This window comes from Chloroflexota bacterium (assembly GCA_026708035.1).
GTDB lineage: Bacteria > Chloroflexota > UBA11872 > UBA11872 > UBA11872 > JAJECS01.
The window spans coordinates 69,826-82,737 of the sequence record JAPOVQ010000013.1 but is presented as its reverse complement, the minus strand read 5'-3'; the positions used below and the strand labels follow the sequence as shown (position 1 = coordinate 82,737).

The following is a 12,912-nucleotide window of genomic DNA, read 5'->3' as shown; positions in this document are numbered from 1 at the left end:
GCGTGGGGGTCGGCTAGTGGCCACTGTGGTCTGTAAGTTCGGCGGCACGTCCGTGGCGACGCGTGAGCGCATCGCCGCGGTGGCGGAGCGCGTGGCCGACGCCGCGGCGGGCGGGGACCGCCTGGCTGTTGTCGTCTCGGCACGCGGCGACGCCACCGATCGACTCATCGAGGAGGCCGAGCACACCGTCCCGCGGCCTCGCGCGCGCGAGTTGGACATGCTGATGTCCACCGGTGAAACGGCCTCCGCCGCCCTGGTGGCGATGGCGCTCAGCGCGCACGGTCCGGAGGCCGTGGCGCTGAGCGGGATACAAGCCGGAGTCGTCACCGACGGGGTGTATGGACGCGGCCGCATCGAGCGAGTGGACCCGGCGCGCGTGCGGCGAGAGTTGGATGCGGGTCGGATTCCAATCGTCGCCGGGTTTCAGGGACTCGGGCCGGACGGCGACATGGTCACGCTGGGTCGCGGCGCGTCGGACACGACGGCGGTGTCGCTGGCCGCGGCGCTGCGCGCCGACCGCTGCGAGATCTACACCGACGTCGAGGGCGTCTACACCGCCGACCCTCGCTGCGTGCCACAGGCGCACAAGCTGGACGCCATCGGCTACGGGGAGATGCTGGAGATGGCGCAGCTTGGCGCCAAGGTCATGCAGCACCGCTCGGTCGGCATTGCCCAGCGCTTCCGGCTGCCGGTCGTGGTACGTTCCAGTTTCGTCGATTCACCGGGGACGTCAATGATGGCGGCTGAAGCAGTCGAGATCGAAAGCGTCGCGCTGGTCCGCGGCGTGGCCCATGACACCGACGTGGCGCGCATCACCGTGCGAGCGGTTCGCGACCGACCGGGCTTGGCGCACGGCATCTTTCAACCCTTGGCCGATCACGGCATCAACATCGACGTCATCGTCCAGAACGTGTCCGACGCCGGGGCGACGGACATTTCATTCACCGTCAGCAAGGCCGACATGGCCCCGGCGGTTGACCTGGTGCGGCCGATTGCCGCGGAGATCGGGGCGGGCGAAGTTTCAGCCGACGCCAGCCTGGGCAAGGTCGGGATCGTTGGAGTGGGGATTCAAAGCACGCCCGGCATCGCGGCCCGCGCGTTCGGCGCCCTCGCCGACGCCGGCATCAACATCCTGGGCATCACGACCAGCGAGATCCGCATCACCTGCCTCGTCGCCGAAGCCGAGGTCGAGCACGCGGCGCGGACCCTCCACACGGCGTTTGGGCTGGATTCGGACGCGGCGCAGTGAGGCGTGAGCTACACAGCCACCGCGGAGGTCATTGGTAAACTCGGGCCGACTCGCACGGGAGGCGGCGCGGTCGCTTACGGGACAGGCGCGACATGGTCGAAATGATGGTTGACAGCGTGCGCGTCAACCTGGTCAGTCCGAGCCGGGTAGTCGTCCTCAAGGAATGCGACGGCGCTCGCTACCTGGCCATCATGATCGGCACCGCCGAGGCGGACGCCATTGCCGTCAAGCTGCAGGATCGGCAAGTCCAGCGCCCGCTCACTCACGATCTGCTGCGCTCGCTGGTCGACACGGTTGGCGCCGGAGTACAGCACGTCTCGATCACCAAGATGGTCGACCAGATCTACTACGCCAACATCGCCATGACCTTCAACGGCCGGCAACTGGAGGTCGATTGCCGGCCCAGCGACGCAATCGCGCTCGCGGTGCGCGTGAGCGTGCCGATCCTCGTCGACGAGGAAGTTCTCGGGCAGGCCGGGTTCGAGCCAGACCAGGCGCAGGAGGACGCCGAGTCCACGGACGGGGACGCGGAACCGGTGTCGGAGGAGAAGCTCGAAGTCTTCCGCAAGTTCATCGACCAACTCGACCTGGACGACTTCGGCCGGTCCTAGCCGCGCGCTGATAAGAGTCAACCAGACGCCGTCGCCGCCTGGAGGTCTCGCGAAAGAACCGTAGACGGGCGGTTGGCTCGGGCCTAGATCGGGTCTACGCCTCGCGGTGCAGGGGGCCGCCGGGCGCGAACTGACCGCCTTCGGGCAACGGCAGGCGCTGCACGCGCTGGCGAAAGGTGCCTTCGCCCTTGGTCAGCTCGTGCGGATCCCAGCCTTGCTTTTCCAACTCGGCCAGCACATAGGCGCGATCAAACAGCTCCCCGGTGGCCGGGTCGCGCAGCTCATGTGACCAATGCAGCATGTGCTTGGGGAATTCGAAGTACCCGTCGCTCTCGCGCCGCGGCACGCGCAGTCGCAACTCGGAGACTCGGATGTGGTGACGGGCAGAGTCAGACATGGGCGGTAATTCTCGCAGGGACCCTCGCGGCCAGTGGCAATTCTGTTGACCCGAGCGGGCGTCTGTCAACGAGCGCGACGACGCGCGCAGACGATGAGATTCGGCGAGTCGGCGGACCACGACCCGCGCCGGTAGTCGCCGTAGGTCGCCAGGTCGGCGAATCCCGCGGCGCGCACCTCGCTTACCAGCTGGTCGCGGCTCATGAGGGCGAGGCTGTATCCCAGCCGCAGCTCCTCCGGCGGTTCGCCGGCGTCCGCATGGAGACGGTAGATGAGCAGGCTTTGGCCTCGATCCGTCTCCGGTTCGTAGGTGTAGAACCGCTCGCGCGTGACGAGCCGATTCGATTCCGGGTCCCGCTCCAGAAACTGCACCGTCTCGTGGTCCGGCGTGCGGTCGATCGCATTCGCCGCGAACACGTCGACCACCAAGCTCCCGCCCGGCCGCAGGTGCTCGAACGATGCGGCCAGGCACGACGCTCGCGCCTTGGCGTCGGGCAACAGCAGGAGGGCGTTGAACGCGGCGACGATCACGTCGAACGTCGTGTCGAGCTGAAATTGCGCCATGTCGCCGTGCGTCAATGTCACGCGGGCGGCAGTCTCCGGGTCCAACATCGCGCACTTGGCCTGCGCCCGGGCCAGCATGCCGTCCGAGATGTCGAGTCCCGTGACGTCGTGACCGAGCCGCGCCAGCGCCAGCGCGACCCGTCCCGTGCCTGTGGCCAGCTCGAGGATGCGCGCCGGCGCCGGACCGGCGCCGGCCGCCAGAAACTCCAACTCGTCGCCGGTGCAGTCGGGGTATTCAAAGTCGTAGACGCGCGCGGCCTGGTCGTAGCCGGTTTCGGCGAATGGCGGCTCGGCGGTCATGCGCGGGCAAGGGCGCGCGCGGCCAGGTGCGCCTGTCGCAGCGGCTCCGGCTGGCGAAAACGTCCCGTGCAGCGCAGCACCAGAGCCGTCGCCGCTTGCAGCGAGAGCCGGTGGCCCACCGACACGAACACCGGCGAGATGTCGGCCCGCGTGCGCAGCACGGCGCCCACCACCTCGCCTCGGTGCGTCAGCGCGGCAAGCGATCCGCGCGGCCCGTCGGGCATCGGGTAGTCGCCCACGAGGCGCGTCTTGGCGCAGCCGGCGGTGGGCAGATCGAGCGTCAGGCCAAGGTGGCAGGCCAGGCCGAAGCGCCGCGGGTGCGCCAGCCCGTGCCCGTCCACGAGCACCGCCTGGGGGGGCGTGCGCAGACGCTCCACGGCGGCAAGCGCCGCCGGCAACTCGCGAAACGCCAGCAGGCCGGTGAGGTAGGGAAACCGCACCGGCTCCTCCGCCGTGGCGGTTTCGCGCAAATCCAGGGTCGGCACATGGACCAGCGCCGCCACCGCAATGGCCGTCTCGTTGCGCACGTGCACGTCGACCCCCGCCACGAGGTTGGCGTGGCTCGCCGATCCCGCCGCAACGACGCGGGACGCTAGTTGGGCCTGCAACGCGCGGGCGCCGGCGGCGTCCGACGGCCAGCCGAGCTCCGAAAGCGTCAGCGTCTGCCTAGCCCGCGCCGGTGGACCCCGACGGGTGCTCGCCAAGCTCTTGCTCGAGTCGCGCGTGGTCTTTGACGCTTTCCATGGAGCGCCACCAGGCGCGGGACGTGAACGCGCCGAGCTTCCCCCGTGCCGCAAGGTCGGGAAACGTCGAGTCCTCGTGGTCGCCGACGACCGGCAAGAGTTGCTCGATGCCGCGGCTCATCACGTAGACGCCACCGTTGATCCAATGCGGCAGCACCGGGTTGGTGGCGAATTGCCGCACGCGCCGACCCTCGATTTCCACAATGCCGAACTGGCTCACATAGGGCGTGAGCAGAATGGTGGCGGTGTTTCCGTCCTCGCGGTGCTGCGCAATCATCGGCGCCAGATCCTGGGCCGAGAGGATGTCGGCGTTCGTGGCGATAAACAGTTCCTCGGTCGCGGGGATTTGGGCGCAGCCGAGCCGCAGGCCGCCACCGCGTCCCATGGGCGTGTCTTCCACCTCGTAGGTGATCTCGACCCCCAGGGAGCTTCCGTCGCCGAAGTAGTCCTCGATGATCTCGTGCATGGCGCCGCAGGACACGACGAAGCGATCGACGCCCTGGCCGATCAACCAGTCGATCTGGCGCGCCATGATGGGTCGTCCCGCGACCTCCACCATGGGCTTCGGGCGATTCGCCGTGAGCGGCCGCAGTCGCTCGCCCTTGCCGCCGGCAATCAGCACCGCATACATGGTCGGCCCTTGCTCCTCGGCCCTTTCAGGGAATTGCGCCGTCACGGGCTCCCCTGACGGGATGTTTACAGAAACCTGTAGGGGCGTCACTTGCGGGCGCCCATTCCGCCGGTGACGAGGGCAGCCACAAGGGCTGCCCCTACCCCCGGATTGGGTTTCCTGTAGGGGCGTCTCTTGTGGGCGCCCGTTCCGCCGGATGCCGAGGGCAGCCACAAGAGCTGCCCCAACGGCGAGTGACGGATAGGCACAGCCGCATTCTAGGCCGCCGGGGAGCCGCGTGATCGGCAACTTTGCTAGGTTCGGGCGCCGTTGGGGCGCTGGGAGACAGCCGCTGCGCTGCCCGGAATGTGGAACGGACCGCCTGCAGGTGGTCGACTCGCGCGAAGCGCCGGATGCCGTGCGCCGGCGTCGCGAGTGCAGCGAGGGCCATCGGTTCACGACCTACGAGCGGTGCGAGGTCTTCGGCTGCCCACGCTGCTCCTCCACCGAGACGCGCGTCGAGGGCACCGACGTCGGCGCGCGCGGCGTGGCGCGCACGCGCCGCTGCGGTCGCTGCGGTCTGATCTTCGGCACCATCGAAGGTTTGGTGCGCCCCGACATCTCCGTGATCAAGGCCGACGGACGGCGCGAACCGTTCAGCGGCGGCAAGCTCTTCGGCGCGGTGCGCGCGGCGTGCTCCAAGCGGCCGGTGGCGACCGAGGACGTGCTGACGCTGGCCGACGACATTGAGTCCGAGCTGCGGGACACGGGGCAGACGGAGGTGCGCTCGGCCCTGCTGGCTGAAATGGTCCTCGAGCGGCTCCAACCGCTCGACGAGGTTGCCTCGGTGCGCTACGCCTCCAGCTACGTCGAGCCCGGCGGGGTGGAAGAGATGCTGACGGTCATTCGCCAGACGCTTGATCGCCGCGAGCTGCAATCGATTCGCGAGACGAACCTGCCACTCGTCGCGGACGAGACGGAGTCGTCCGCCTGAATCCGGCGCCGGCGCGGACGGTGCTCCCCGTCGGCGGGTTCGTGGCGCTTGGCATCGCGCTTGCGCTGGTCGGCCTGGTGGTTGGCCTCCGCGACGAGCTGCGCCTGGCCGTGAACGTTGGCAACTCGTTGGCATCGCTGATTCCCAGCGAGGACCAGTCGGAGACTGCCGAACCCAACGCGCGGAGCGTCAGCTACACGAGCAGCGCGGGCGATGAAGTCCCCGCCGATCTCTACGTGCCGCCGTCCGACGGCCCCGGCCCGGCGCTGATCCTGGTGAACGGCGTCGAAGTCACCGGGCGACGGCATCCGGTCCTGGTCGCTTTTGCGGAGTCGCTGGCGCGTGCCGGATTCGTGGTGCTCGCACCCGAGCAGCTCGGAAATGCGGCCTACCGGCTGGTGGACCGCGACCCGGACGCCCTGGTGGCGGGCTTCGAGTTTCTGGCACGGCAACCAAGTGTCGATCCCCAGCGGATCGCGTTCGTGGGCGTGTCCACCGGCGGATCGCTGTCGCTCGTGGCCGCCGCCGACCCGCGCATCGCCGACGACGTCGCGTTCGTTGCCACCGTCGGCTCCTACTACAGCCTGGCGACGCTCCTTCAGGCCGCTACGACCGGGACCATTCTCGAAGACGGCAGTCTTCGACCATTCAGCCCGCACCGCTACGTGTGGGGCGTCGCGCGCAACACCCTGGTCAGCCATCTGCCGGACGCGAACGATCAGCGGATGCTCTACGACCTCTTTCCCGCCGCTTCGCCCGAGCCGGACCGCGACGCGCTGGCGCGCACGGACCTCGATGACTTCACGGCGGCGGGGCGGGCCGTGTTCGATCTCTTCGTCAACCGCGATCCGACGCAGGCCACGTATCGCATTCGGCGGATGGAGGCCCACCTGCCGCTCAATCTCGACGCGCTGTCGCCAATTGGAGCCGCGGACGGGATCCGGACACAGGTGCGCATGCTCCACGATCTCGGCGATACCTACATTCCGAGCAGTGAATCCGAGCGCTTGCTGCGTCGGCTGGGCCCCCAGCAGGCACAGCTTGTTCAAACCGACGTGCTGGAGCACGCGCTCCTGGATGAGGTGCAGCTGTCGCCCGACTTCCTCCTGGGGACCTTCGCGCCCGGCATGTTAAGCCTGTTTGGGTTCACCTTCGCCGCGCTGCACGGTCTGTGATTGAGGCGCCGCGCGGTTGTCCTTTATGAGACAAAGGCCCTACCTTCTGTGGCCATGACGAGGTCGATGGGATCGCGTCGGTCAATCCCGCCGGGAGGCTGCGCGGCATGAGCAACGACTTGCGGAATGTGGATGTCGCGATCGTGGGCGGCGGAATCGTGGGCTGCGCCGTGGCGCTGGCCGCGCGTCGCGCCGGGCTCACGGCGGCCATCCTGGAGCGCGGACGCATCTGCGGCGAGGCGTCGTCCGTGGCGGCGGGGCTTATCTGCGGGCAGTACGACGCCGACGGAGACGCGCCACTGGTCCGGCTGCGATTGGCGGGACGCGACGGATTTCCCGAATTCGCGGAGCTATTGGAAGCGCTCGGCGGCGCTCCGGTCGGCTATCTCCGGGGCCCCACCATGGGCGTCGCCCTGACGGACGACGAGCGCGAGCGACTCCTGGCGCGCGTGGCCGCGCAGCGGGAGGCTGGCTTCGACGTCGAGTTCCTCGAACCGGACGAAGCTCGCCGTCGCGAACCCGTGCTGGCGCCCAACGTCACCGGCGCCGCCATCTACCCGGACGGCCAGGTCGACACGCACCGGTGGGCGCCGATCGTGCATCGCGCCGTCCTGGCCGCGGGCGTGGACGTGCACCAGGGCGCGGAGGTCGTCGCGATTTCGGGCAGCGCCGGCGCGTCGGTTCGGACCGTACGCGGCACCGTCAGTTCCGACCACGTCGTGCTGGCCACGGGTCCCTGGGCGCGCGAGCTGCTGCCCTGGGTCCCGGTCGTCCCGTCCAAGGGCCACATCATCACCTTCGAGGCGCCCAATATCCGCACCCGCCACGTCATCCACCGGCCCGCCGGCACGCTGAGCCAGCGATCCGATGGGCGCCTCATCTTTGGAGCCACCAAGGAGCGCGTGGGATTTGACCGGCGATTGCAGGCAGGCGCCATCGAATCGCTGCTCGGCGCGGCATTCGCCGGGGTGCCGGGGCTGACGGGCGCGTCGATCACCGGGTTATTGACCGGTTTCCGCCCGGAACCCGATGACGGCCTGCCGTTGATCGGGCGCGACTCCCGCACCGGCGTGATGCTGGCCACCGGGCATCACACCCACGGCGTCACGATGAGCTGGCTGACGGGACAGATCGTGGCTCGCCTGCTTTGCGGCCAGGATCCTGAATACCCGATCGAGCCGTTCAGCCCCGATCGGTTGAGCGATCGTTAGATTCCTGGCTTCGGACACCTTTGAACAACTCGCCGAGGCCCCACAGCCGAGCCCTGAATCACCCTCACCCTAACCCTCTCCCATCAAGGGAGAGGGGACCGGACCTGTTCTTCAGTCGCCACCGGAGGGGTGGCGCAAGGGCTTCCCGTTAGGCCTTTCCTAGCGATGCGGCGACCAGCGCCGCGGCTTGGGTTGGCTCAGCCACTCCGTCAGCGCCTCCGGCGTCATGGTGTTGAGCACGTCGCCGGCGGTGAGCCAGGCGCGGCGCGCGGTGGCCACGCCGTAGCGGATATAGGCCAGGCTCTCGGGACGGTGGGCGTCGGAGTTGATGGCCATTGGCACTCCCAGCTCCTTGGCGCGCCGGGCCATCACGTCGTCCAAGTCCAGGCGCTCCGGCGAGGCGTTGATTTCCATGGCCGTGCCGGTTTCGGCGGCCGCCGTGAGCACCGCGTCGAGGTCGAACTCGTAGCCGTCGCGGTAGCCGAGCATGCGCCCCGTGGGATGGCCGATCACATCCACGTGCGGATTGCGAATCGCCGCGACCAGCCGCGCCGTCATGGTTTCGCGCGGTTGGTTGAAGTTGCTGTGAATCGACGCCACCACGACGTCGAGCTCGGCCAAGAGGGCGTCGTCGTAGTCCAAAGCGCCGTCGCTCAGAATCTCAACCTCGCTGCCGTGCAGCACCCGAATGTCGGAAACATCGGCCCTCGCCTGCTCGATTTCGTCCCGCTGCGCCCTGACCCGCTCCGGTGACAGGCCGTTGGCGACCTGCAAGCTGCCCGAGTGGTCCGTGATGCCAATGAAGCCGTATCCGGCCGCCTGCGCCGCCTGGACCATGTCGGCGACCGACGCCGCACCGTCGCTCCAGAGCGAATGTCCGTGAAATTCACCGCGGATGTCGGACAGCTCAATGAGTTCGGGCAGCGCGCCGTCCGCCGCCGCGGCAATTTCGCCCCGGCTCTCGCGAAGCTCGGGCGGAATCACCGGCAGTCCCAGGGCCGCGTAGACGTCGGCCTCGCCGGGCGCTGGTCGGCGCACCTGCGTCTCGACCTCATCCAGCCCCCACTCGTTGAGCGACAAGCCCATTGCGAGCGCCCGGTGCCGCAACTCGATGTTGTGCTCCTTCGAGCCGGTGAAATAGACCAGCGCCGCTCCGTAGCTGGCGGGCGGCACGACGAGCAGATCGACCTGGAGGTTGTTGGCCACCAGCACGCGTGATTTGGTCGAGCCCGATGCGAGCACCTCGTCAATGGCCTCGTGGTCGAGGAAGTGCCGCACCACCGGATCCGGGTCGTCGGCGGCGGCCAGGATGTCCAGGTCGCCGATGGTCTCCCGCATCCGGCGCAGGCTGCCGGCGTAGGTCGCCTCGGACACACCAGGCGCCGCGCGAACGTGGGCCGCGAGATGCTCCGCCAGCGGCAGCACGTCGCCCAGCAAATGGCGCGCCGTGCGTTCGCGGAAGCGCTGCAGCTCGCGCAGCAGACGTTCCTGCCGCTTGGCGCCAATGCTACGCACCTGCGCCAGCTCGTTCGCTCGCGCCGCCGCTTCCAACTCGTCGATGCTGGTGATCTCCAGCTTCGAATAGAGCGTCGCCGCGGTCTTCGGGCCGAGGCCGGGCACTCGCAGCATCTCGAAGACGCCGGGCGGAATCTCCGCTCGCAACTCCTCGTATTCCGCGACACGTCCCGTGGTGACGAGTTCGCGCAGGAATCCCGCGATTCCCTTACCGATGCCCGGCACGGACTCCAGCGAGTCGCTCGCGACCAGCTCGCCCAGGTCGACGGTCAGCCCGTCCACCCGGCGCGAGGCCGTGCGAAACGCTCGCACGCGAAACTGATTGGCGCCGCGGAGCTCCAGCACGTCCGCGAACGCTTCCAGCAGATCGGCCGCGTCCTTGTTCGTCATGGTCGTTCGCGCATCCCGTCCACCGATCTCGGCCGGTTTCGACGATTGCCGTGGCCACGCATTCTCACCGAATCGCGGCCAGCGCGCGCAACCGGACGCGGCAGCAAGCCGCTCGACATCGTTAGCGCACCACGCCATGCTAGGCGGCGACTTCGCGCGCCCTGGGGAACTGCGCCATTCCACGTCCGGTCGAGATGTCGCGGGCGGTCACTGGAAAGGCGCTGGCGCGGGAGCTTGCGATTGTCATCGCCGTCGCGATCCTCGTCGCACCGTCGCCGGTCTTCGCGGCTGAATCGGGATTTGCCACCGCGCAGGTTTCTGCCGCCAGGTACTTCCCGGAACTCGAGCACAACGTGGCTGACATCTCCGGCACCTTCGCGGACGGCCATGGCTACACGGCGAGCTTCCTACAGCACTTCGAGCGAACCGGCGGCCTGGATCGCTGGGGGTTCCCGACCTCGGCCATCGTCGAGGAGACGCCCGGAACACTGACGCAGTACTACCAGCGCGGCGTGGTGGACTGGCGGCCGCCGCCCGGCGGGGGCGCCCACACGTTCCTCCGCCGCCTCGCGTGGGACTACCTGGGCGGCGGGCTGGGCGGATCGGAGGATCAGGGCGTCGAGCCGGACCTCACCAATCCCAACCCCGGCGAGGCGCTCGGTCCCTGGGGGCACAAGGCCTCAAACGTCTCGGTCGAAGGTGAGAGCACCGGCTTCGCCGACTTCTTCTACCGGCTCGGCGGCGTCGAGTCATTCGGCTTCCCCAAGACCGACGCTCGGCGCGACGATCACTCGCAGGCTGTGCTGCACGACCCCACGCGGCCGGTCGATAACCGCATTCGCCAGTACTTCCAGGCGGCGGTGCTCGAATACCACCCGGAGTCGCCGGGATCGCCCGTTAAGCTGCGCTTGCTCGGGGACACCGTGCGCGACAGCCGATATCCCTTCGGCGCTTGGCGGCAATACCTGGCGTTTGCCCCCGAAGCGCCGCTGGCGGCCGGCGATCCGCTCGAACTCGGACTCGAAAGTCGCCGCGGGCCTCGCGGCCCAACCGTGGCCGACGCGGCGGAGTTCCTTCAGCTGTCCCTGCTGCGCGTGCAGACCGATAAGGGTTGCGGGTCGGCCTTCTTCGTCACCGCCGACGGCTATGCCGTCACGAACTGGCACGTCGTGCAAGACGCCGACGGCATCGTCGTGTCGAGTCCAGGGGGCTTCATCGCTGAGGCGGAGATCGTGGCGGGTGACGCCGATCGCGACATTGCCCTGCTGAAGGTCCCGGACAAGGGCCACGTCCCGGTGATCTGGGGCGACTCCGACGCCGTGCAGGTCGGCGACGAGCTGGTGGCGCTCGGCTACAGCGTGACGCTGGTCCAGCGCGGCTCCAACTGTCCACCGTTGCCGACGGTGACGACCGGTGTATTGTCCAATCGCGTCGTCAATGAAGGGGTCGGCTATCTCCAGACCGACGCCGCGTTGAACCCCGGGAGCAGCGGCGGTGCCGTCGCCACGACGTCGGGCGAAGTCATCGGCGTAACCGTGGCCGGGTTTGCCGACCTCCAGAACACGAACTTCGTCATTCCCGGTTCCGAAGTGCGCGCATTGATCGATGCCTGGCGCGAAGACATCCGCGTCGGCGAAGCGCCGCCGGAAATCCCGCCGCCGGGACAACCCGAGCTGTTGCAACGGAGCGAGCGGGTCCGCTGCGACGGCTTCGGGGGATCCAATCTCGAGTCTGCGAGCATCAACTTCGCCTTGGGAACGACGATCGAAACGTTTGGCGCCGCCGCGGCGGTGATCACCTTCAACGATGCGTTCGACACCGGGTTCCAGAACCGCGACACGCTGTATCTGGGGCCCCACATTTGGAACGGTGAGCGGTCGCTGTTCACGTGGGTTCGCATGACCGACGGCCACCTCGAGGTCGTGGCATCCGACGAGAATGTGGCGATCCCCGCGGATTCAACGTCGTACACGCTGATACTTGTATATGACGCCGGATCGGTTCAGCTGTTGATCGACGACGAGGAACGCTACGTCGAAGATGGCTTGGCATACGAATACCCGAAGCTTTCGGTGGGTTGCACGGGATTGGTCGATCCGGGTCGCGACTACGTCGTGTTTTCGGGCGTACGGATCGTCGGCGTACCACTTCCCGGATGAGCAAACCGCCGCAGTGCCCGCCGGACGGCCCGACGCGGGCAACGTTCCACCAAGAGAGGCGATGACCCGATGATGAAACTCTGTCTGCTCTCGCTCTCGTTCAAGCGCGCATTCGCGGCGGGCGCGATGGACGTCTGGTCGTTCCTCGACGTGGCCAGGGACCTCGGATTCGACGGTGTGGACCTGCACGCGCTTGGGCTTCCGTCGGACGACCACCGCGTGCTCGACGAAGTCGCGCGCGCGTGTCTCCACCGCGGACTCTCGATCCCGTGCGTCTCGATCGGCAACACGTACGCCAGTCCGGCCGCCGATTTGCACGAGCAAATCGCCATGACCCACCGTTGGATTCGCGCGGCGGCGCGGCTGAAGGCGCCGCAGGTGCGGGTCTTCGCCGGCACGGCGGAGCCCGGCGACGAGTCTGCCGCGTGGACGCGCTGCGTCGCGGCGCTGCGGCAGTCGGCCGCGCTTGGCGCTGAGCTGGGCGTGCGGGTCAGTTTGCAAAACCACAATCACCTGCAGATCGCGCGCACGGGGGAAGACGTGCAGCGCCTGCTGCAGGACGTGGCCCATCGAAACATGGGACACGTGCTCGACTGCGGGCAATACGCCGGATCGCCCGGCGCCAGCGGATATGCCGCGGACCCTGATCGCGGCGCTTACGACTATCTCGCCAGCATCGAGCAGACCGCGCCCTTGGCCACGCACGTGCGCGCCAAGATCTACGAGATGCGCGACGGCCGCGAGACCAGCCTGGACTATGAGCGCATATTCCGCGCGCTGCGCGGCGTGTCCTACAACGGCTGGGTGAGCCTGGTGTACGAGGGCCAGGGCGACGAGCGCGCCGACATCGCCGCCGCCATTCCCATGCTGCGGCGGTTCATCGCCGAGTACTCGACGCCTGCCGCGACCGGCGAGTGAGTCGTTCCGGCGGAACTCAGGCCGCTCAAGTGCGCCGCTCTAGTAGCATGGCGCGCGCAATCGCAGCGAGCGGACTT

At 68.4% G+C, this 12,912-nt stretch carries 12 protein-coding genes; 7 read left to right on the top strand and 5 right to left on the bottom strand.

The window, feature by feature from the left end:
* Positions 1 to 16: 16 nt before the first annotated feature.
* Entirely contained in the window at positions 17 to 1,249 is a 1,233-nt protein-coding gene (locus tag OXG33_05545; protein MCY4113392.1) for an aspartate kinase, read from the top strand.
* Positions 1,250 to 1,350: 101 nt separating this feature from the next.
* On the top strand, positions 1,351 to 1,860 hold the full coding sequence (locus OXG33_05540) for a bifunctional nuclease family protein (GenBank protein MCY4113391.1): 510 nt from the start codon (positions 1,351 to 1,353) through the stop codon (positions 1,858 to 1,860).
* 94 nt (positions 1,861 to 1,954) lie between these two features.
* Here the strand turns inward: OXG33_05540 and OXG33_05535 are convergent, their stop codons facing one another.
* The 4 genes from OXG33_05535 to OXG33_05520 form a co-directional block, all read right to left on the bottom strand.
* Complete coding sequence (locus OXG33_05535) at positions 1,955 to 2,257, bottom strand: hypothetical protein (GenBank protein ID MCY4113390.1); 303 nt, start codon at positions 2,255 to 2,257, stop codon at positions 1,955 to 1,957.
* 65 nt (positions 2,258 to 2,322) lie between these two features.
* Complete coding sequence (locus tag OXG33_05530; protein ID MCY4113389.1) at positions 2,323 to 3,120, bottom strand: class I SAM-dependent methyltransferase; 798 nt, start codon at positions 3,118 to 3,120, stop codon at positions 2,323 to 2,325.
* Positions 3,117 to 3,824 (bottom strand): endonuclease V, encoded by a 708-nt coding sequence (locus OXG33_05525; protein MCY4113388.1) that lies wholly within the window; start codon positions 3,822 to 3,824, stop codon positions 3,117 to 3,119. Before OXG33_05525 ends, OXG33_05530 begins: the two co-directional genes overlap by 4 nt.
* The gene (locus OXG33_05520) at positions 3,787 to 4,539 is read right to left on the bottom strand and encodes a nucleotidyltransferase family protein (protein MCY4113387.1); all 753 of its coding nucleotides are present in this window, start codon (positions 4,537 to 4,539) and stop codon (positions 3,787 to 3,789) included. The genes OXG33_05525 and OXG33_05520 overlap by 38 nt, the downstream gene beginning before the upstream one ends.
* Before the next feature lie 322 nt (positions 4,540 to 4,861).
* Between OXG33_05520 and OXG33_05515 the strand changes: the two genes are divergently transcribed.
* The 3 genes from OXG33_05515 (at position 4,862) to OXG33_05505 (ending at position 7,853) form a co-directional block, all read left to right on the top strand.
* Positions 4,862 to 5,467 carry an ATP cone domain-containing protein gene (locus OXG33_05515; GenBank protein ID MCY4113386.1) on the top strand — a complete coding sequence of 202 codons (606 nt, stop codon included), beginning with the start codon at positions 4,862 to 4,864 and terminating at the stop codon, positions 5,465 to 5,467.
* A gap of 20 nt (positions 5,468 to 5,487) precedes the next feature.
* Entirely contained in the window at positions 5,488 to 6,642 is a 1,155-nt protein-coding gene (locus OXG33_05510; protein ID MCY4113385.1) for a hypothetical protein, read from the top strand.
* 107 nt (positions 6,643 to 6,749) lie between these two features.
* On the top strand, positions 6,750 to 7,853 hold the full coding sequence (locus OXG33_05505) for an FAD-dependent oxidoreductase (GenBank protein ID MCY4113384.1): 1,104 nt from the start codon (positions 6,750 to 6,752) through the stop codon (positions 7,851 to 7,853).
* A 159-nt stretch (positions 7,854 to 8,012) separates the two neighbouring features.
* Here OXG33_05505 and polX read toward each other — a convergent pair whose 3' ends face one another.
* Positions 8,013 to 9,758: a DNA polymerase/3'-5' exonuclease PolX gene (polX, locus tag OXG33_05500; protein ID MCY4113383.1), complete on the bottom strand. Its 1,746-nt coding sequence runs from the start codon at positions 9,756 to 9,758 to the stop codon at positions 8,013 to 8,015.
* Positions 9,759 to 9,952: 194 nt separating this feature from the next.
* Between polX and OXG33_05495 the strand changes: the two genes are divergently transcribed.
* Both OXG33_05495 and OXG33_05490 read left to right on the top strand, forming a co-directional pair.
* Complete coding sequence (locus OXG33_05495) at positions 9,953 to 11,917, top strand: trypsin-like peptidase domain-containing protein (protein MCY4113382.1); 1,965 nt, start codon at positions 9,953 to 9,955, stop codon at positions 11,915 to 11,917.
* A gap of 69 nt (positions 11,918 to 11,986) precedes the next feature.
* Positions 11,987 to 12,835 (top strand): sugar phosphate isomerase/epimerase, encoded by an 849-nt coding sequence (locus OXG33_05490; protein MCY4113381.1) that lies wholly within the window; start codon positions 11,987 to 11,989, stop codon positions 12,833 to 12,835.
* Positions 12,836 to 12,912 lie beyond the last annotated feature (77 nt).